Below are 19,774 nucleotides of genomic sequence, written 5' to 3' on the forward strand. Positions count from 1 at the left end.
ATACTCAGATTCCGAAAAATTGTTTAACTCCTTGATCACTTCCTCCCATAATTAAAACTTGGTTATCATGACCATATTTTAATTCGTTAACGAATTCACGAGCTCCTTGTTTTAAAGGAATCATAGCAACACCTCTTTTATTAAATTCATTTTCCAAAGAGCTGGAGACCATTCCTGCTCCTTTCCAAGGCCCCCAATTAATAGCTAAAACTCTGGCGTTGGTTTTTCCCTGGATAGCCCACGAAGTCATGTCAAATACGCTGTTGGCTGCGGCATAATCAGTTTGTCCTCTGTTACCGTATACAGAAGCGATGCTGCTGAAGAAAATAATGAATTTAATATCACTATGAAGTTCGTCTAACAGTACGTGTAAAGGATTTATTTTAGTAGAATAAACTTGTTCGAATGCTTCAAGGGTTTTATGTGTAAATAATTTATCAACTAAAAGACCTGCTGCATGAATGCATCCGTCAATTCTACCGTATTGTTTGTACGTATCTTTTATAAATTTCCTTAGTCCTTTTTCATCTGTTACATCTAAAGAAACATACGTCACTTTAGAGCCTGATTTTTCAATTTGGGCTATGGTTTGTATAATTTGATTGGTTTTATCAATTTTTTGAGCTTTCTTCTCTATATCAGTAGGAGTTTTCATTTGCTCTTCATTGATAAGATATTTACGGATTTCATTTTTATCTTTTAATGAAATGTATTTTTTATCTTCCTCCGTAGGTTTAGCGGAACGTCCTACCAAAATATAATGACAAGGATATTCAGCTGAAAGTTGATTAGTTAATTCAGCGGTAATTCCTTGAGCACCTCCTAAAACAAGTACTACAGATTCTTTATCCAGGTCTAATTTAGAGCTTCCATTTACAGCAAGAGCTTCAGGTACTAAATTAAGACGAAAACGTTCGGTATCTTTATAAATGACTTCAGCAGAAATGTCTTTTGCTTGTATTTCATTTAAAACAATTTCCGTTAAATTTTTAGAAGTAAATACAGTATTAGATATAATGGCTCTACAATTTATTTTAGAATATTCACGAGCTAAACTTTTGATTAATCCCGGAAAACCTTGAATTTTCTTTAATTCTTTGATATCTTTTTTACCTTCTAAATCACCCATCAGGTCACTGAAGCTATAGATCCATTGAATACGATCCATATCAGCACTTTTTATAAGAGTAAAAGCATCTTTAATAGTATAATGCTTAGATGATTCTGAAACCTCTAGAATAAGAAGACCGTCGTAGTTTGAAAGATTTGTGTTACTGTCTGAAATGATATCTACTGTAGCTCCTTTTGCTTCTAAAGCTTTTTTAATATCTTTAGCCATAGATTTTCCATCATCAGTAATTGCAAATTTTTTGCCTTCTATTTCTATTTTATCTGATCCATTAATTGGATATTTTTCAAGTTCAAAACGAGTTCTTAAAAGAGGTTCGTCTTTAGCTGAATCAAGGTTTTTTTCTAATTCTGAAATTGATTCTGCATCAAAAGATATTTCATTTACAGCCGGTGAAGCTGCAATTTGCTTGTCTGTTTTTTCTGAAGAATCCCCATTTGCTAAATCTTCAATCCATCCGATAACCCCGTTTAATGTTTTTATAGAGGCCATTTTTTCGATAGCATCTTCAGATTCCTCAAAATCAGAAGTAATATTTAATCTTTCTCGTAATGCTCCAATTATTTCCATTCTTTTAATGGAATCGATACTTAAATCAGCTTCTAAATCTAAATCCAAACCTAACATATCAATTGGATATCCGGTTTTTTCACTTACGGTATTAAGGAGAGCATCTTTAATCACTTCCAAAGAAAGGGATTCTTTCTTAGCACTTGGAGTTGCTGCAGGTAATATATTTGTAGCTACAGTAACTTCTTGAGATACGGGTTGATCTGATTTTACTAATTCTTCAACCCATCCGATAACCCCGCTAAGTGTCTTAATAGAAGCCATTTTTTCGATAGCATCTTCAGATTCTTCAAAATCAGCATTGATTTTTAATTTTTCTTTTAAAGCTCCAATTATTTCCATTCTTTTAATGGAATCTATACTTAAGTCAGCTTCCAGATCCATGTCTAAACCTAGCATATCAATAGGATATCCTGTTTTTTCACTTACTGTATCAAGCAAAGTGTCTTTGATTACTTGAATTGATAAAGCAGGAGCTGAACTTTGAGCAACCGTATGTACCGGTACGGCGACTTGAGCCGGAACAACTACCGTTGGTTGAGGAGTAGCAATTTGATTGCTTTGAGTAGGCACTTGAATAGTTGTTGTTGCTTGAGGAGCAGCAATAGTTGTTGGATTTTGACCAAAGTATCCTAACATGACGTCTCTTTGGTTTTGTATCATAGATCTCATGTTTCCTAAATATTCAAGGATAACATGATCCGCTTGAGTAAGATTGTTATTCATGGTATAAGTATCGGAAATAGCTCCAAAATTTAAATTTATCGGTTTGCTAATTGGAAGTGCTCCGTTGGGAGGAAGACTTCCTACGGAAGGAATAGCATAATGGCCATTGATAAGCCAGTTTGTAGCTCTCTTTTTATATTTTTCCGGATCATCAAAATTTATTGTAGTAACTTTTCTACCTTCAAATAATTTCTCAAGATTTATATTTCTTCCGGTAGCTATATATTTAGCTAATGCATTAAGTAAAAAGGTAATCCCTTCTTTTTCTTTTTCTTCGGTTTGAATTGTAGTAATTTCTTGAGCACCTAAAGTAGATTGAACAAGATTTATAAGAACTTTGCCCGGACCGGTTTCAATGAATACTCGCGCACCTTCTGCATACATATTCGTAACCTCTTTGGTAAAGTATACTGGATTAATTAAATGCTCAGCTAAACGATTTTTAATTTCTTCAGGTTTGGAAGGGTATAATTCTGCAGTTGTATTAGACCATATGGACAACGTTGGAGAAGTAAAATCAACAGAAGAAAGCTCTTTCAAATATAAATCTTTAGATTTATTCAATAGTGGACTGTGAAAAGCACAATCTACGGCCAATTCTCTGTAAGTGATTTTCTTATCCGTAAGTTTCTTCATAAACTCAGTCATTGCAGCAGTAGAACCGGCAAGAATGGTTTGTTTGTTAGAATTGAAGTTCACGGCCCAAACTTCTTTTTCTCCTTCAAGTAATGATTTTATTTCTACTTCCGGTAGATTTAATGCAATCATTTTACCCTTATCTTGTCCAACAGCATCTAAAATTGCAAGGGCTCTTTTTCTACTTAAAGAAACTAATTCTTCAGGTTTGAATACTCCTGCAAAACAAAGCGCAGGAAGTTCTCCATAGCTGTGTCCCGCAACCATATCCGGTTCAATTTCTAAAGATCGTAAAAAACTAGCGATCGCATAATCAACAATACCTAATGATGGCTGGGCATTTTGAGTTTTTGTAATCGTAGTTTGCTGTAATTTCTTACTTTCATCATCAAAAACTGCATGAGGGAATAATATTTTTTCAACCTCTTTATTTTGAATTAATAAGGATCTCATAGCAGGAAATGCCACAAAAAGATCACGAGCCATATTAATTCTTTGACTTCCTTGTCCTGAAAACAAAAAGACAACTTTACCTTCCTTAGGATCCCTTAGATAAATTCCCGATTCTTCTTTATTAGAAAGAAGAGATTCAATTTTATCTTTTAATTCAATAGTATTGGAAGCTACTATAGAAGCTTGAATATCTTTATTGTTATCAGTTGCTAAACTATAAGCTATATCTTTTAAGTTTAGAGAACTGTTTATTTCAATTAAATTTTTAACTTTTTGAGCAATTTGTTTGGCTTCTTGTAAGTTATCCCCTTTGAAAACAAATAATTCGGAAGGCCAAGAAGTTAAGCTGCTTGTCGTAGGAATTTCTGATTTATAATTTTCCATAACAACATGGAAATTGGTTCCACCAAAACCAAACGCACTAACTCCGGAAATTCTTCTTTCACTGCTCCAGATTCCCGCTTTAGTATTGAATTTAAACGGACTACTTTCTTTGTTATAAAAAGAATTCGGATTAGTTAAATTGATAGTCGGCGGTTGAATACCGTAATAGGTTGCTAAAGCCGTTTTAATCAATCCGGCCATACCGGCAGCACATTTAGTATGTCCGATTTGAGTTTTTACAGACCCTAAATGAGTTTGTCCCACTAAGGCTCCGGACTCTAAAAACATTTCAGTCAATGCGCTTAATTCTGTTTTATCACCTACAACAGTTCCTGTTCCATGAGCTTCAATTAATTCAACTTCTGAAGGTAAAACACCTGCATGTTTATAGGCTCTTTGTAGAGCTTTCATCTGACCTCTTTTATTTGGAGCGGTCATACCTAAGCTTTTACCGTCACTGCTGGCACCTGTTCCTCTTATTACGGCATAGATTCTGTCTCCATCGCGTTCTGCATCTTCCAATCTTTTAACCACAATCATTCCAATTCCTTCTCCTAAAGCAATTCCATCAGAATTAGCATCGAAGGAAGCACATTTTCCTTTTCTTGATAAGGCATGTGTTGCAGAGAACATTAAAAAGTCATTTAAACCATTATGTAAATCTGCTCCCCCTATGATGGCAATGTCTGTTCTATAATTTTGTAATTCTTGGCATCCTATATCTACTGCTGCAAGAGATGCACCACAGGCAGCATCAACAGTATAGTTGGTACCTCCTAAATTTAACCTGTTGGTAATTCTACCGGCCACCACATTGGATAAAACCCCCGGGAAGGAATCTTCATTAAGTTTAGGAAGCATATTTTTAAGTTCCTCAGGAAGATCTCCGAAAACTTGTTTAGCATATCCTCTAAATCCATAACTTGAAGCTAATTCGGTTGCTCCTTCTGCACCGATAATAACAGATGTATTTTCTCCATCGAAAGTTTTCATGTCATAACCGGCATCTTCCAATGCTCTTTTAGCTACTAAAAGGCTTAATAACTGCACCGGTTCTATAGAAGCTAATGATTGAGGAGGGATACCAAATTCTAACGGATCAAAATCTATGGTTGGTATAAAACCACCCCACTTAGAGGAAACGAAATCAGTGTCTCTGGTGTCAGGATTATAGAAAAGTTCTTTATTCCATCGGTCATCAGGAACTTCGGTAACACAATCTTTGCCGGATAAAATATTTTTCCAGTATTCCTCTAACGTTTGGGCTTGAGGAAAAATACCTGCCATACCTACAATTGCCAATTTAGAACCACTAGGTTCTTTAGTTGGTTCTGTAAGGTTTTCTAATTTTGAAAGAACTTTATTATTTTCTATTGCTACGTCTTTGTGGAGTTCTTTTATGGTAGTTGAATTGCCTCTTAAAGCACCAACCTGTCCAATCATAAATACCCCTTTATTTAACTGATCCTCATTGGATAGTTTGATAAGTTCTTTACCCTGTCTTTCAATTCCTTTTGCAGCAATTCTTTGACGTCCCAAGTTCATTTCTTCAAGTTTCAACCAAACTTCTTTAGAATCTAAACCTTCCGCAAATAATCGTTGTTTTTCTTGATCGAATAATTTGGTAAAAGGGGTTGGTAGAGCTCTGGTTTCTTGACCTGGAGCCGCTTCTAGTAAAACAGTTTTATCATGTGCTACGGATTGTTTTTGATATTCATCTGAAATAGCACCCGTTTCCACAGCTTCTTTTGTAAATAAGTAAGAAGTTCCCATTAATATACCAATTTTAGCTCCTTTAGCTGCTAGGGATGCAGACATAATAGAGATAAATGCGGAAGAAAATGCATCATGAATTCCTCCTGCAAAGAATATATTTAATGTACTTGGTTGGTCGTCTTTTAATAAACGATAGATTTGTTTTTCCCAAAGAACCATACTTGGTAAAGGACCAACATGTCCACCGCTTTCTCTTCCTTCAAAAATGAAATTTCTGGCACCTTCTTTTAAGAACATGTCCAGTAATGATACAGATGGTACATGTAAAAATGCTTTGATACCTTCTTTTTCATAGGGTTTAGCTAATGAAGGTCTTCCACCTGCAATGATAATAAAAGGAGGTTTATTTTCGAGGATGTATTTCATTTGCTCTTCGCGCAATGGTGCCGGAGCAAAACCTAAGATACCTACTCCCCAAGCTTTATCTTTTAATAGAGCATGTGTTTTTTCAACAGCATCTTTAGCTGCTTGTCCAATCATCAAGCTCATTGCTATAAATGGAACCCCACCTTCATTGGCAATTTTTTCAGCAAATTCAGGTACGTCACTAACTCGGGCCATAGGACCTTGAGCGATTGGAAATCTGGTTCCTAATTCTTTCGCAAGAGGGCTATTCTCTCCGATTATATTTAAATTTTTAGCTTGCAATAAATGCCCATAGGCGGCTTCTTGGAAAGCTATAATTAAATTTTCAAGCTTTTTGTATCGTTCTACAAAATCCACGGATAAGCAAATATCTTGCCCCATAGGAATTATATTTTGAGAAAGATCCAGTCCGCCTAGAAAAGGTAAAATATCTTCATATTTTGCTTGTATTGGTAATTCCGGTGAATTTTTTCTAAGTAAGATTCTGAAATTGTCGATAATAACAGTTTCGCTTCCACTCAGCTTGTTAAAAATATTTTTTAAATCTTTAGATATACTACATTCTGGAAAAAGAGCGATTTGACTATCAAGTATAATACCTTGTGCCCCCATTGCTAAGGCAGCAGCAGAGGTATGAATACCCATTCCACCTTGTATGTAAATTTTAGCTTTTAATTTTTTGTGCTTGTTTTTAATTCCTTGAAAAAGAACGTATGAGGATTCATAAGCCACTTTCCCTGCTCCTTCATTTCCTTTTAATATAATAGATTCTACCCCTTTTTTGATGGCTTCTTCTGCTTCATCCAGGGAGTGAACTTGATGAAAAATTTCTATATTTTTTTTAACAGAAATTTTAAAATTAAAAGGAATAAATATTTTTGTTACATTTTCAGGAAGTGTAAGGTCAGCCATTGATTCCGACACAAAACATACACCAAATGATTCTCTTGTTTTTTCAGAAAGTTCATTTAAACTTTGAATAGCTTTGTTTTTATCTCTTCCTAAATGTAGGATTGGAAAAGCCCCGGTTTTAATAGTTTTTAAGGCTAGATCAACGTCAGGTAATTCAAAAGGAGAAAGAACAAATAACTCTTTTTTTTCTTGCATGGCTTAAAAAAATTGTATTTAGTAAATATTTAACTTATCAATGTTTTTTACTACTTAAGATAATCTAGGATCATATAGTATTAACTAAACATATTCCCCATATTATTAAAAGGAGAAATCGAATCGCAAATATAATCAAAAAAAAATAATTTTAACATTTTGTTAATATTAATTTATATTAAGTTTTTGATCTTGCGAACCTGCCAAATAAAGATAATTATAGCTAAAATAGTAGAGATTGTATCGGATAAAGGGATAGAGTACCACACCCCGTTTAATTTTAAGTAGTTAGGTAGAATAAATAATGAGGGTACAAGTAGTAAGAATTGTCTGCTCATACTTAATATAAAAGCAATAACAGCTTTTCCAATACATTGAAAAAAATTGGAAATAACCATTTGTATACCGCTTAATGGTAAAGTAATGGTCATTATTTGTAAAGCTAAAGATGCTTCTTTAGCTAATTTTGGGGAAGGATTAAAAGGTTTAACAACAAGTTCAGGGAATAAAAAACCGAATAAAAAACCTAGACATCCAATAAAAAATCCGGTTTTAAGGCTGTAAGTTAATGTGTCCTTAACCCTATTCATATTTTTAGCTCCAAAATTATACCCTATAATAGGCTGCATTCCTTGGGTTAAACCTACTATTACCATTATAAATATCATGATCAGGCGATTGGCTATGGTATAAGCTTCTATGGCCGTGCTGCCTCCGTAAACATTCAGCCTGTTATTTATGAAAAAAACGACAACAGATGCAGCAAGTAACATGAAAAAAGGAGCAAACCCCACATTAATTATGGACCATATGATCTTGTAATTGGGTTTTAAACTTTTCCAGTGAAAATATACAATGGAATTAGAATTAAAAAAATGTTTCAATAAAACGCACAAGCCTATCGCCATAGAAATATTGGTTGCTATGGCAGCACCTTTCATTCCCCATTTCAATACAAATATAAAGATGGGAGCTAAAATAATATTGGCGACAACTCCTATAAGCATCATATACATGGCTTTTTTAGGATATCCTGATGCTCGCATGATACTGTTGAGAGCATAATTAACGGTTAAAAATATATTTCCCGGTAGATAATAGAGTAAAAATTCTTTTGCAAATGGGAATGTTTGAGGAGTAGCTCCAATACCAATAAGTATCGAATCCATGTAGGTATACATGCCTATGATTAACAAGAAAGTTAATACGGTAGCTAATAAGATGGAATTTCCCAATACAATATTGGCAGATTTCATATCTTTTTGGCCTAGAAAAATTGAGGTACGTGTAGACGCTCCGGCTCCAACCAGCATACCTATTCCTGAGATAAGGTTCATTATGGGAAGAAGAACTCCCAGTCCTCCTATAGCATGGTCTCCCAAATTTTCTCCATGACCTATATAAATACTGTCAATGATATTGTATAAAGCAATTACTATAGTTCCTATAATAGCCGGAACGGCATATTTCCAAATAAGTTTGCCGGGTTTTTCATTCTCCAGCTCTGAAATGTTTTGAGATTTATCTATAGCTTCCATTCGTAATAATAAGATCGTCTATTTTTTTTAATAAATAGTTAGTTAAGTAAAGGACAAGAATAGGTTATTAATCTTTTTATGAAGATTAATAATCTATTCCATATAGTTTTTGAGAAAGGTTAATCTTTTACTAATAAGCGAAAACCTTCTCCATGGATATTTACGATTTCTACATTGTCGTCATCTTTAAGTAATTTTCTGATTTTAGCAATGTACACATCCATACTTCGAGAAGTGAAATAATTGTCATTATGCCAAATTTTAGTTAGGGCTTCTTCTCTTGGCATAAGATCATTTTTATACTTGCAAAGAAGTTTTAACAGCTCATTCTCTTTAGGAGATAATTTATGCATTTTACCGTTAACCTCTAATTGTCGTAATTTGGTATTAAATTTAAAATTGGAAATTTCATAAATTTCTTTGTCTTCATTTTCAGAATTAACGGAAGAATTGGAATTCCTTTGAAGAACGGCATTAATTTTATACAATAAAACTTCAGAATCAAACGGTTTAGTTATATAATCATTAGCGCCAAGTTTATATCCGGTAAGAATATCCTCACGCATATTTTTAGCTGTTAAAAAGATAATCGGAACATCCGGATTAATGTCAATAATTTCTTTAGCTAATGTAAAGCCGTCTTTTTTCGGCATCATTACATCGGAGAGACAAATATCAAAATTGTCTGCTTTAAATTTTTCTAACCCATCCTCACCATCAACAGATAGGGTTACATCGTAATCGTGAATAGAGAGGTAATCTTTTAAAACAGCACCAAAACTTGGATCATCTTCTACCAATAATAGCTTTACTTTTTTATCCATGATATTTTTAATTTAGAGGAATACGTACAATAAAAGTGGTTCCTTTATGTAATTTACTAACAACTTTAATACCACCATTATGTAACTTAATAATATTTTTTACGTAGGTCAAGCCTAATCCGTGACCTTTTACATTATGTATGTTTCCGGTTTCTTCCCGATAAAATTTTTCAAATATTTTTTTTATAACGTTTTCAGACATACCTTTTCCTTTATCTGAAATTTCAACTACGTAATCATTTTTATCGTTGTAAGTTTTTACCGAGATTTCAGGTTTTTCTAATGAATATTTGTTCGCGTTGTCTAATATGTTAACAAAAGCATTGGTGAGATGAAATCCATCTACATTTCCAACATATTTATCTGCTAAATACTCTTCTTTGATTGTTCCCCCCCGTTGTTCCACTTGTACCCGAACAGTTTTAATGCTGTTTTTCAGGATTTGACGAATATCTGTTTCTTTTCGGATCAGTTGAAGTGCATTTCGTTCAAGTTTAGACATTCTCAAAACCATCTCCACTTGTTTTTTCATTCTATCATTTTCCTGCTTAATTAAAGAAGTATAGAATCTCATCTTTTCCGGTTCTGATTGAACTTTCTCCGAATTTAGCGCATCCGTGGCAATATTAATGGTTGCTATAGGAGTTTTAAATTCATGAGACATATTGTTTATGAAATCAGTTTTTATTTCAGAAATCTTTTTTTGCTGGGACATATAATATATGGAAGCAATATATATAGCAATAATAACCAAAGTAGAGGCTATGGTTACTCCAATAGCTCCCAAAATAGGATTTAGTACGGAATATTGTTTAGAAGGGAAATAAACGGATAAATAATATTGGGTGTTATCTTTTCCGTCAGAAAATAAAACTACATTGTAATTTTGAGTAAACTTATTACTTAAGATAAAATCATCACTATGGATTTTAGTTAATTTAAGTTTATTGTTGAGTACTCCGCATTTAAATTCAGTATTAATATTGTGCTTTTTAAGTTCTAAGCTAACCACTGAATCTATTAGCTGCATGTTAATCCTGGATTCCAAGCTCATCTGGTTTACACTCAATCTTGCAAATTCGTCCAAGGTAAATTTAGGGCTTACAAAACTATTTTCAATATTTTTTTCAATCGGTTTAATATTGGTTTGGAGGGAATCTTTTTTAATTTTTAATACGCCTTCATCCGTTAGTAAATTGGTGATTTTTAAAGTATCTTTTTTTGAAAAAGGAATGACAAGAGGTTTTTTATTGACGATTGTTTTTTTATAAATGATGTATTTAACAGACTGAGAGTCAATAACACTCATAGCTGTTTGGATAGTGCTGGAATCTTTTTGATTATTGATGTCTTGATAGAAATTAGTAAACGGTTTGTAAAACTTATTAATCTCTATAGTATTAATTTTTTTGGAAGAATTATTTAGTGCTTTGTATACACGAGATGAAAAATCCTGTTCTCCTGCATCTATAGCTTGTTTCAGCCAAAAAATCTGCAATCCCACAAAAACTATAAGGGAAATGGTCATTAATCCCGATAAAATAGGGATGAAACGTTCCTTCATAGTACAAAATTAATCATTTTAAACGATGAAATTTACGACATATCGAAAATTTTCAATATTTTTAAAATCTTATCTGATTAAAAATAAAGCTAAAGAAATATTTATTACGTTTAAAATATTATATGGAGAATAATTTTAAAAATGATTTAAATTTGTACGTCTATAACTATATTATATTATGCACCAAGAAGAAAAAAAATCTTTAAATTTTTTAGAGCAGATAATTGAAGAAGATTTAGAAAACGGTTTTCCTAAAGAGAAATTAAGATTTAGATTTCCACCTGAGCCTAACGGCTATCTTCATGTAGGCCATATTAAAGCCATATGGATAAATTTCGGATTGGGGCAGAAATATAATGTACCCGTTAATTTACGATTTGATGACACTAATCCGGTTAAAGAAGATCAAGAATATGTTGATGCGATTAGAAAGGATGTAGAATGGCTGGGATATACTTGGGATAAGGAATGTTATGCTTCTGATTATTTTCAACAGTTATATGAGTGGGCTATAAAATTAATTAGAGAAGGAAAAGCATATGTTGATAATCAGACTTCAGAAGAGATGAATGAGCAGAAAAAAAATCCTTTTGAAGAAGGTGTCGAAAGTCCTTATAGAAACAGGAGCATAGAGGAAAACCTTGATCTTTTCCAAAGAATGAAAGAAGGAGAATTTGAGGAAGGAAGTTGTGTACTTCGCGCAAAAATAGACATGAAATCTCCGAATATGAATATGAGGGACCCGGTAATGTATCGTATTTTAAAAAAACATCATCAAAGAACCGGTAACGAATGGTGTATATATCCTTTATACGATTGGACACATGGAGAATCAGATTACATAGAGCAAGTTTCTCATTCTTTATGTTCTCTGGAATTTGAAAATCACCGACCTTTATATGAATGGTTTTTGGATCAAGTATACGATCCATCAAAAGTTAAAAGTAAGCAACGTGAATTTGCTAGATTAAATTTAAGTTATACGATTACCAGCAAACGAAAATTATTGCGTTTAGTAGAAGGAAATTACGTATCCGGTTGGGATGACCCGCGAATGCCTACCGTATCGGGTATGAGAAGAAGAGGATATACTCCTGAAGCTATCAAAGATTTTATGGAACGAGTAGGAGTGGCTAAAAGAGATAACATTATTGATTTTGCTTTATTAGAATTCACGGTAAGAGATCACCTTAATAAGATTGCGCCAAGGGTCATGGCTGTGGTCAATCCGGTGAAAGTTGTAATCACTAATTATCCGGAAAATTCAGAAGAAAATGTTTGCATTGAAAACAATCCGGAAAATAGTGAGGCAGGAGAAAGAGAAGTTCCTTTTTCAAGAGAAATATATATAGAAAGAGAAGATTTTATGGAAGAAGCTCCTAAGAAATTTTTCCGATTGACCTTAGGAGGAGAAGTCCGATTAAAAGGAGCTTATATAATTAAAGCAGAATCTGTTGAAAAAGACGAAAACGGTGTAATTCAAACCATTTATTGCACGTATGACGATAAAAGTAAAAGCGGAAGCGGAACAGAAGAAAGCATGCGAAAAGTGAAAGGTACTTTGCATTGGGTATCCGTTAAACACGCATTACCTATAGAAGTGAGAATTTATGATCGATTATTTAAAGAAGAATCTCCGGATACGCAAGAAGGTGACTTTTTAAATTTTTTAAATCCGGATTCTTTAAAAACTATTCATGGTTTTGCAGAACCCGGCTTAAATGGTACAAAAATTGGAACAAAATATCAATTCCAAAGACTTGGGTATTTTGCAGTCGATGACGATTCAACAGAAAATCATCTAATTTTTAACAGAACTGTAACATTAAAAGATACCTGGGCGAAAATCGCTAATAAATAAAGTTTTAAATTATGAAAAAAATAATCTTTCTAATTGCTCTTTCTTCTTTTTCACTTTTCAGTGAAGCTCAACAAGTAAAAACTCCGGCAGCAAGTTTAAAAGCAGAGGTTGAACAAATGGTAGGTTTAACAGATGTTGAATATGAATATTCTCGACCTAATAAAAAAGGAAGGGTAATTTTTGGCGGATTGGTACCTTACGGCCAAGTTTGGAGAACAGGGGCTAATGAAAATACAACCATTAAGTTTGGGGATGATGTTGAGATTGATGGAAAAACTATTCCTAAAGGTAAATATGCAATTTATACAATTCCCCATGAAGATACCTGGGATGTAATTTTTTATTCCGATTCAGAAAATTGGGGGACACCTGAAAAATGGGACGATAAAAAAGTGGTTTTAAAAACAACGGCACCGGTTAAAAAATTGGCAGAATCAGTGGAATCATTTACTATAGGAATAAATAATCTTTCAGATAATTCCGCACATTTACAATTTATGTGGGATCAGGTTTTGGTAGATGTAACTTTCCATGTACCGACACAAAAAATAGCAAATGCAAGTATTGACGGTATATTATCTAACCCAAGAGCAGATGCTAACGCCTATTATGCTTCAGCCAATTATTATTTACAGTCTAATGGAGATATGAAGAAAGCTTTAAATTGGATCAATAGAGCCATTGATTTAAAGCAAGGAGAATCCCCTTATTGGTATTACAGAGTTAAATCGCAAATTCAATCTAAGTTAGGAGATATAAAAGGGGCAATAGATTCAGCTGAGAAATCTTTATATGGAGCCCAAAAAGAAGGTAATAAAGATTATATTAGATTAAACACCGAATCTATTAAAGAATGGAAAAAAATATTATAAATTATTGATTTAAAAATAAAAAAACAGAACGGTAAGAGATTTCTTACCGTTTTCAGTAGTATTTGTAGTTAACAGTAGATAAATTTTTTGGATTTTATTATCTATTCAAATTTGTATTTATAAATAAGGTAAATGTATAAAGTTCCGATTCATAAAAAAGCTATTATTGTTCCAATTGTATTTGTTGGGTTCATATGGTTGGTATTTCTCTTGCAAAATTTATTGGTTTTCAAAGAATGTTATGGAATTATACCTCTTAACCAAAAAGGTTTAAGAGGAATCCTGCTCGCTCCGCTATTTCATGGAAACCTTACCCACATACTCAGTAATTCTATTCCTTTATTTGTTTTAACATTTTTTACTTTTCAGTTTTATGAAAAATTGGCATGTTTCATTTTACTAAATGGTTGGATTATATCAGGTTTTGTGGTTTGGTTATTACCCAATTTCTCTTTACTAAATTCCTACGTTTTATCTTGCCATATAGGTGCCAGCGGAATTATCTATGTTTTGGCTTCATTTCTTTTTTTTAGTGGAATTTTCAGACGTGAAATTGCTTCAATAGCGGTATCTTTTATTGTTGTTTTTTTATATGGAAGTTTGGTTTGGGGAATATTTCCCAGAGAACTTTTAGGCATATACGATAATCACCCAGTTTCCTGGGAAAGTCATTTGTCGGGAGCAGTAACCGGGTTTATATTAGCTTATATGTTGAGGAAAAAAAGTAGGGGAAAAAAGAGAGGAACATCAATGGGATATGGATGAATATGATCATTCTGATGATGAAAAACTTTGGGAAAAACAACAATTGGAATATCCTGAATATTTTCATGAAGAAGATCCTTCGAAATTTGATTGGACTACGGAGATAAATAAAACTGACAATGTTCATTACTAAGATGAAAAAGATTCATTGAAAAATCAAGAGAATCTATAGGTCAAAAACGGAAGGTCGTTTAGTGATAATGCTGTCTTTAATCCATAGAAAAAATGCTCCGGTAAGATATAAAGCAAAAATTCCACCTAAAGTAATAAATGACAAGTAGATAAATAAAAGTCTTAATTTAGACGCCCGTACTCCGAATTTTTCCGATACACGTGAAATTACTTCAAATCCGTTTGCTTCAAATAGGGTGCGTAATTTTTCTATCATAAAAAAGTATATTTTAAGTTAATACATATAAGGTAAAAAATTACAATTTTTTATTTACAAACATCAATTCGCTAAAATTGAACCAAAATACCTCCCAATACTTGAGCTCCTAAGACTTTATAACCTTGAAAGCGTTCGTAATTTTTACTGAATAAATTGGTTCCATTAACAAATAGTGAAAAATTCTTATATAATTTATATGAAGCCGAAAGATTAAGGTCTACATAACTGTCTAAAGTAGTTATTCCCTCCCTAACAGATGAAGAGGCAGGATCGTAATAAAAATAATTACTCTTACGCTCACCGGTAAAAAATAATTTTGCTTCTAATTTTAATTTATCTTCTAAAGTTTTATAATTACTATCTAAACCTACTTTAAAATTTGGTAAATTATAAGCATGTTTAAGCTCATCCAGATTGTAATTATGATATTCTCCTTCCAATCCAATAGACAAGTCTCCGGTCCAAAAATATTGTAAAGCACCTTTAAAAGTAATAATATTACCATCATCGTACACAGCATTAAAGGTATTTAATCGGTTATAGGCATTTAATACAGAAGGCAAGGTAAGGTCATAAGGATTTCTCATGAAAAAATAAAGGTTTTCGGCTTTACTGAATGACCCTTCCGCTTCGTACTTAATGCTTTCATCTATATCCCCTTTAACCCCTCCATAAACTTTATATAATATATTGGTAGGTCTTAACAATTGATTGGAGTATAAATACGGATTTTCCGAAAATAAGTCGGACATATTATTAAGTTTTAAACCGCCATCAATACCGGCATATACATTAATTTCTCTGGCAGCATTGAATAAAAATTCAGCCTTAGGATGGAAGAAAATTTTTGTATTATTACCTTCCAATTCGCCATTATAGGCAATATTAGCACCCACTTTCAAATAAGAACCTTGACTTGAAATTCGTAACACAGGAGAAAATCCGGCTGTTAAAAATGAATATTTATCTTTTGTGTCCAATCCAAAATGCGTATAAGTATAATTAAACAAAACATCTGCTTCCACGCCAAAATTTAAACCGGGAAGCATAAGATTTGCATTTTCGGAACTCTTAGCCAGCTTTGCTTTTAAGTCTACAAAAGTTTCATTTGAATCAAATTTGTCCCACATATATCCGGCTTTTAAAGAAGCTTTGTCCAAATAATTATTACTATACATGTCATAATCGGATTTAAAAGTAAGTTGATTGGTATTTTGCCTTAAATTCATGTGGGGAGTTGCATGTATTTCCGGTGTGTTGAGACCGTAATAATTAGTTCCGTTATAGGTATAATTTCCCGCAAAATGTAATTTGCCCGTTTTTAATTTAAAAATGTAAAAAGCTTCTGCATCAATTGTTGAAGAAGAAGTTTTCCAATCGTATTTGTTTTTAGGACCATCGGTAGAAAGTGCAGATAGTTTGATACCGGTCAAATTATTATTTATCGGATAATTAAAATATAAATCCCCCAGTACCGTATTTCTGGTTCCATAACCTAACTTAGCATGATTATCATAATATGAATTAGTAAAATCAGTGTTTAAGGATTGAGGAGGCAGTTGAGACGTTTGAAATTCAGAAACAGCAGGAACATCAATAATCGTATAATTCAGTGAATCTTTTTTTACTGAGTTACTTTCGTTAGACGGTGGATATTTATCCGGGTCTGTTTTCTTTTTCTCAATATTTTTTACATTAACATTCGGATTTTTCTTTTTTCCAATGGTTAATATTTCTTCTTTAATTTGAGAATATCCTGATGTGGTTGAAATAGTTGCTATTAAAATTAAAATCAGTATTTTATATTGAGTATTCATAAACTTCAAAACGAGATATAATTATTTAATATGGTTAAGTTGAGTTTGGGCATCTTGAACAACATCCGGAAACTCTTTATAATTTTCTATAATTTGCTCCAATATATAAGTAGCCTGATAATTATCTTTAAGGTTTAGATAATTGTTGCTCATTATAAGAAGAGCTTTAGCTCCCCAATACTGCTGATCAGAATATTTAGATGTTAAATTAAATATTACGGAATTACTGGCATCGTATTTTTTATCTTTATTTTTTAATAATGCATTATAGTATAAAGCCTCAGCTTTTACTGCATTGTTTTTAGATTGTTCAAGAGTTGTAAATACTGATTTTGCTTCATTGGTTTTTCCCGAATTGTATAAACTGCGCGCTTTTATCAAAGTGGCTTGTTCTTTTACAGTAGAAGGATTTTTTGAATTATTAAGTACTTTAACAGCCATTTCATTAGCCTTAGTATATTCTTTATGATCGGAATAGATATACATCAATTCTAATTCGGCGAAAGATTTATAATTCTGATTGGAAGTAATTTTATACAAAGATTCTAGCGAATTTTGAGCAGCTTCGTCTTTTTCTTGTTTTATATAAATTTGAGAAAGTCTAACCAAAGCATCTTCCTGAAATTCATTGGATGATTCTGAAACTTCTTTTAATGCCTCTAACGCTTGATTATAATTAGCCAGCTGAAAATAACTTTCTCCTAAATAATAGAGAGAGGTTATTTTACGACTTGTAGTTGGAAACTTAGTTAAAAAAGTCGCAAATTCTTGAGAGGCCTCAGAGTAATCTTTAGATAAAAATTTCTTTTGAGCAGACATAAAAGACAATTCCTCAGCTTCCGCACGGTCCATATTATAGCCTTTTCTATTTGCCCAGTCAATATATTCATTTTCTTTACCGCTTTCAATAAATGCAGTTTTAGCTCCGGTTATAGCTTGTAAGGCATAATCGGTTTTAGGATAATTATCGGCAATAGTTCCATAATTTACAATAGCTTTTTGATATTCTTTTAAACTGGTCAAATTATCAGCAATACCAAGATATGACATAACCACTAAGTCATTATTTTTGGAAGAACTGATAACTTTCTGAAAATAGTTATTTGAATTCTGATAATTTTCAGTTTCAGCGTACGCTGTACCTAATTCAAAATATGCATCGCTAATTTTTTCCGATTTTGGATATGCTTTAATTAACTTTTCAAGTTCAACAATTTTATTTTTATAATCTTTTTGCAGACCATATACAATAGCTTTTTGATATTGAGAATATTCCCTGTCTTCGATAGAAGAGGTATACGCTTGATCATACATTTGAATTGCTTGGTTAAGCTGATTGCTGCCTAATAATGCATCGGCAAGACGTAACTCTGCATCTGCTTTAAATTCTTGCTTTGGATTTTTAAGATATTCTTGAAATGAAACTGCTGCCAAATCGAAATTCTTCAATTTTAAATAAGAATATCCTTTTTGATACATCACTTGCGAACTTTCCGGTATGGTAATTCCGGAATTTTGCAGAAGTTGTAATTTATCAATAGCATTTTGATAATTTCCTAATTGGTATTGACAGTCGCTATACCAATAGAGTGAACGAGCATAAAATTGGGAATTATTTTTAAAAAGTATGGCTTTTTCAAATTCTTGAGAAGCCGATTCTATTTTGCCCTGATTGTATAATTGTACTCCGTAGGCATAAGCAACTTCTTGCTCTTTAAGTTTCAACTCCGAAGATTTATTGGGTATGGAAGATAGAAGTTGAGAGGCTTCTGAGAAATTTCCGGAATTAATATATGATTTAACCAGCAATTCATTGATTTCCGATTGATGCTTGGAAGCGGGATATCTTTTTAAATAGGTATTTAAAACTTTGGAAACAGGCTCATAAGGATTACCTACTTCATAACTCAATTTCGCATAATTTAAATAGGCATTTTCTTGAATTTTTTTGTCAAAATCCATTTCAGAAGCAGCTTTGAAAGCAGTTAAAGCTTCTTTCTTTTTATTTGTTTTCAGGTAGGAATTCCCCAATTGGTAATATGCATTTTGTGAAATGGGAGAAATATCTCCAACAGTTATTTTATTAAAATAAGTAACTGCTTCTTCATATTTCTTGGCTTGATACAAAACATATCCCATTTGATAATAATCGCTCAAAGTTGGAGAAGCACTATTTTTTATATAAGATGAAAGATAGGGTTCGGCTTCGGCATACTTTTTTAATTTGAAATAGCTTTCTCCTATAATTTTTATTATCTCATTTTTTAACTCAGGATATTGATTAGAGGCTAATAAAGTTTTACCGGTAGATATGGCAAAATCATATTCACCATCATTAAAATAAATCTGAACCATATAAGGCTTGATTTTTTCGGTAAATTCCGGTTGATTTAATAAGGAAGTAAATTTTTTCTTAGCTTCAATATGCTCACCGTTAGCATAAGCTATATGACCTAACAAAAAGTCTATTTGATTTTTGTATTGGTTGCTATAGGATCCTTTTTCTAAGTTTTTTTCAGCATTTTCAAAATCCTGATTCATAAATTGAGCATACCCGAGTTTGATGTATTGATTGGCTCTTTTATTAGGAGGAAGTTTATCTATAGCTACTTTAGAGAGTTCTTCTGCTGCACGAAAATAATCCTGATGTATTAAATAGTAATTTCCCAATTGGAGGTGTGCTCTTTCAGTTAATACGCTTTGCGGATATTTATTGGTAAAAGCATCAAATTTCTTTTCTGCTTCTTCATCTTGTAAGATAAGGCTTATCAGAGCATCGTAAAAATTGGCAATTTCCAATTGATAAGATCTCAGATTAGAAAAGTTAATTAAATCATTAATTATATATTGAGTTCCTCTATAGGCTTCATTTTCATATAATTCCTTTGCGTTGCTTATCTGGTAATTGTTATAATAAATTTCAGATAGTTGAGCATTCACAAATAAATTAGCTCCTAATAATGGGATAAGCCATTGGATTTTTTTTCGCATAACT

At 32.5% G+C, this 19,774-nt stretch carries 11 protein-coding genes; 4 read left to right on the forward strand and 7 right to left on the reverse strand.

Going from position 1 to position 19,774, the window contains the following annotated elements; all coding sequences use genetic code 11:
- Positions 1-4: 4 nt before the first annotated feature.
- From GFV00_RS06755 to GFV00_RS06770, 4 genes are all read right to left on the reverse strand, one after another.
- Positions 5-7,147: a type I polyketide synthase gene (locus tag GFV00_RS06755; protein WP_160557549.1), complete on the reverse strand. Its 7,143-nt coding sequence runs from the start codon at positions 7,145-7,147 to the stop codon at positions 5-7.
- Positions 7,148-7,320: 173 nt separating this feature from the next.
- Positions 7,321-8,685, reverse strand: a complete 1,365-nt coding sequence (locus GFV00_RS06760) for an MATE family efflux transporter (protein ID WP_185149999.1) — start codon at positions 8,683-8,685, stop codon at positions 7,321-7,323.
- A 119-nt stretch (positions 8,686-8,804) separates the two neighbouring features.
- Positions 8,805-9,509 carry a response regulator transcription factor gene (locus GFV00_RS06765; protein WP_105296279.1) on the reverse strand — a complete coding sequence of 235 codons (705 nt, stop codon included), beginning with the start codon at positions 9,507-9,509 and terminating at the stop codon, positions 8,805-8,807.
- 7 nt (positions 9,510-9,516) lie between these two features.
- The gene (locus tag GFV00_RS06770; protein WP_160557548.1) at positions 9,517-11,073 is read right to left on the reverse strand and encodes a sensor histidine kinase KdpD; all 1,557 of its coding nucleotides are present in this window, start codon (positions 11,071-11,073) and stop codon (positions 9,517-9,519) included.
- 178 nt (positions 11,074-11,251) lie between these two features.
- Between GFV00_RS06770 and GFV00_RS06775 the strand changes: the two genes are divergently transcribed.
- From GFV00_RS06775 to GFV00_RS06790, 4 genes are all read left to right on the forward strand, one after another.
- Positions 11,252-12,934 (forward strand): glutamine--tRNA ligase/YqeY domain fusion protein, encoded by a 1,683-nt coding sequence (locus GFV00_RS06775; RefSeq protein WP_160557547.1) that lies wholly within the window; start codon positions 11,252-11,254, stop codon positions 12,932-12,934.
- Between the two features lie 11 nt (positions 12,935-12,945).
- Positions 12,946-13,806 carry a DUF2911 domain-containing protein gene (locus GFV00_RS06780; RefSeq protein ID WP_160557546.1) on the forward strand — a complete coding sequence of 287 codons (861 nt, stop codon included), beginning with the start codon at positions 12,946-12,948 and terminating at the stop codon, positions 13,804-13,806.
- Between the two features lie 132 nt (positions 13,807-13,938).
- Positions 13,939-14,571: a rhomboid family intramembrane serine protease gene (locus GFV00_RS06785; protein ID WP_160557545.1), complete on the forward strand. Its 633-nt coding sequence runs from the start codon at positions 13,939-13,941 to the stop codon at positions 14,569-14,571.
- Positions 14,564-14,704: a hypothetical protein gene (locus tag GFV00_RS06790; RefSeq protein WP_160557544.1), complete on the forward strand. Its 141-nt coding sequence runs from the start codon at positions 14,564-14,566 to the stop codon at positions 14,702-14,704. Before GFV00_RS06785 ends, GFV00_RS06790 begins: the two co-directional genes overlap by 8 nt.
- A 33-nt stretch (positions 14,705-14,737) precedes the next feature.
- Here the strand turns inward: GFV00_RS06790 and GFV00_RS06795 are convergent, their stop codons facing one another.
- From GFV00_RS06795 to GFV00_RS06805, 3 genes are all read right to left on the reverse strand, one after another.
- On the reverse strand, positions 14,738-14,959 hold the full coding sequence (locus tag GFV00_RS06795; RefSeq protein WP_105296274.1) for a PspC family transcriptional regulator: 222 nt from the start codon (positions 14,957-14,959) through the stop codon (positions 14,738-14,740).
- Between the two features lie 71 nt (positions 14,960-15,030).
- A complete protein-coding gene (locus GFV00_RS06800) occupies positions 15,031-16,779 on the reverse strand; it encodes a hypothetical protein (protein WP_160557543.1) in 1,749 nt (582 codons plus the stop codon).
- Positions 16,780-16,800: 21 nt separating this feature from the next.
- Positions 16,801-19,770: a tetratricopeptide repeat protein gene (locus tag GFV00_RS06805; RefSeq protein WP_160557542.1), complete on the reverse strand. Its 2,970-nt coding sequence runs from the start codon at positions 19,768-19,770 to the stop codon at positions 16,801-16,803.
- Positions 19,771-19,774: the final 4 nt, after the last annotated feature.

The organism is Apibacter sp. B3935 (assembly GCF_009827705.1).
Lineage (GTDB): Bacteria > Bacteroidota > Bacteroidia > Flavobacteriales > Weeksellaceae > Apibacter.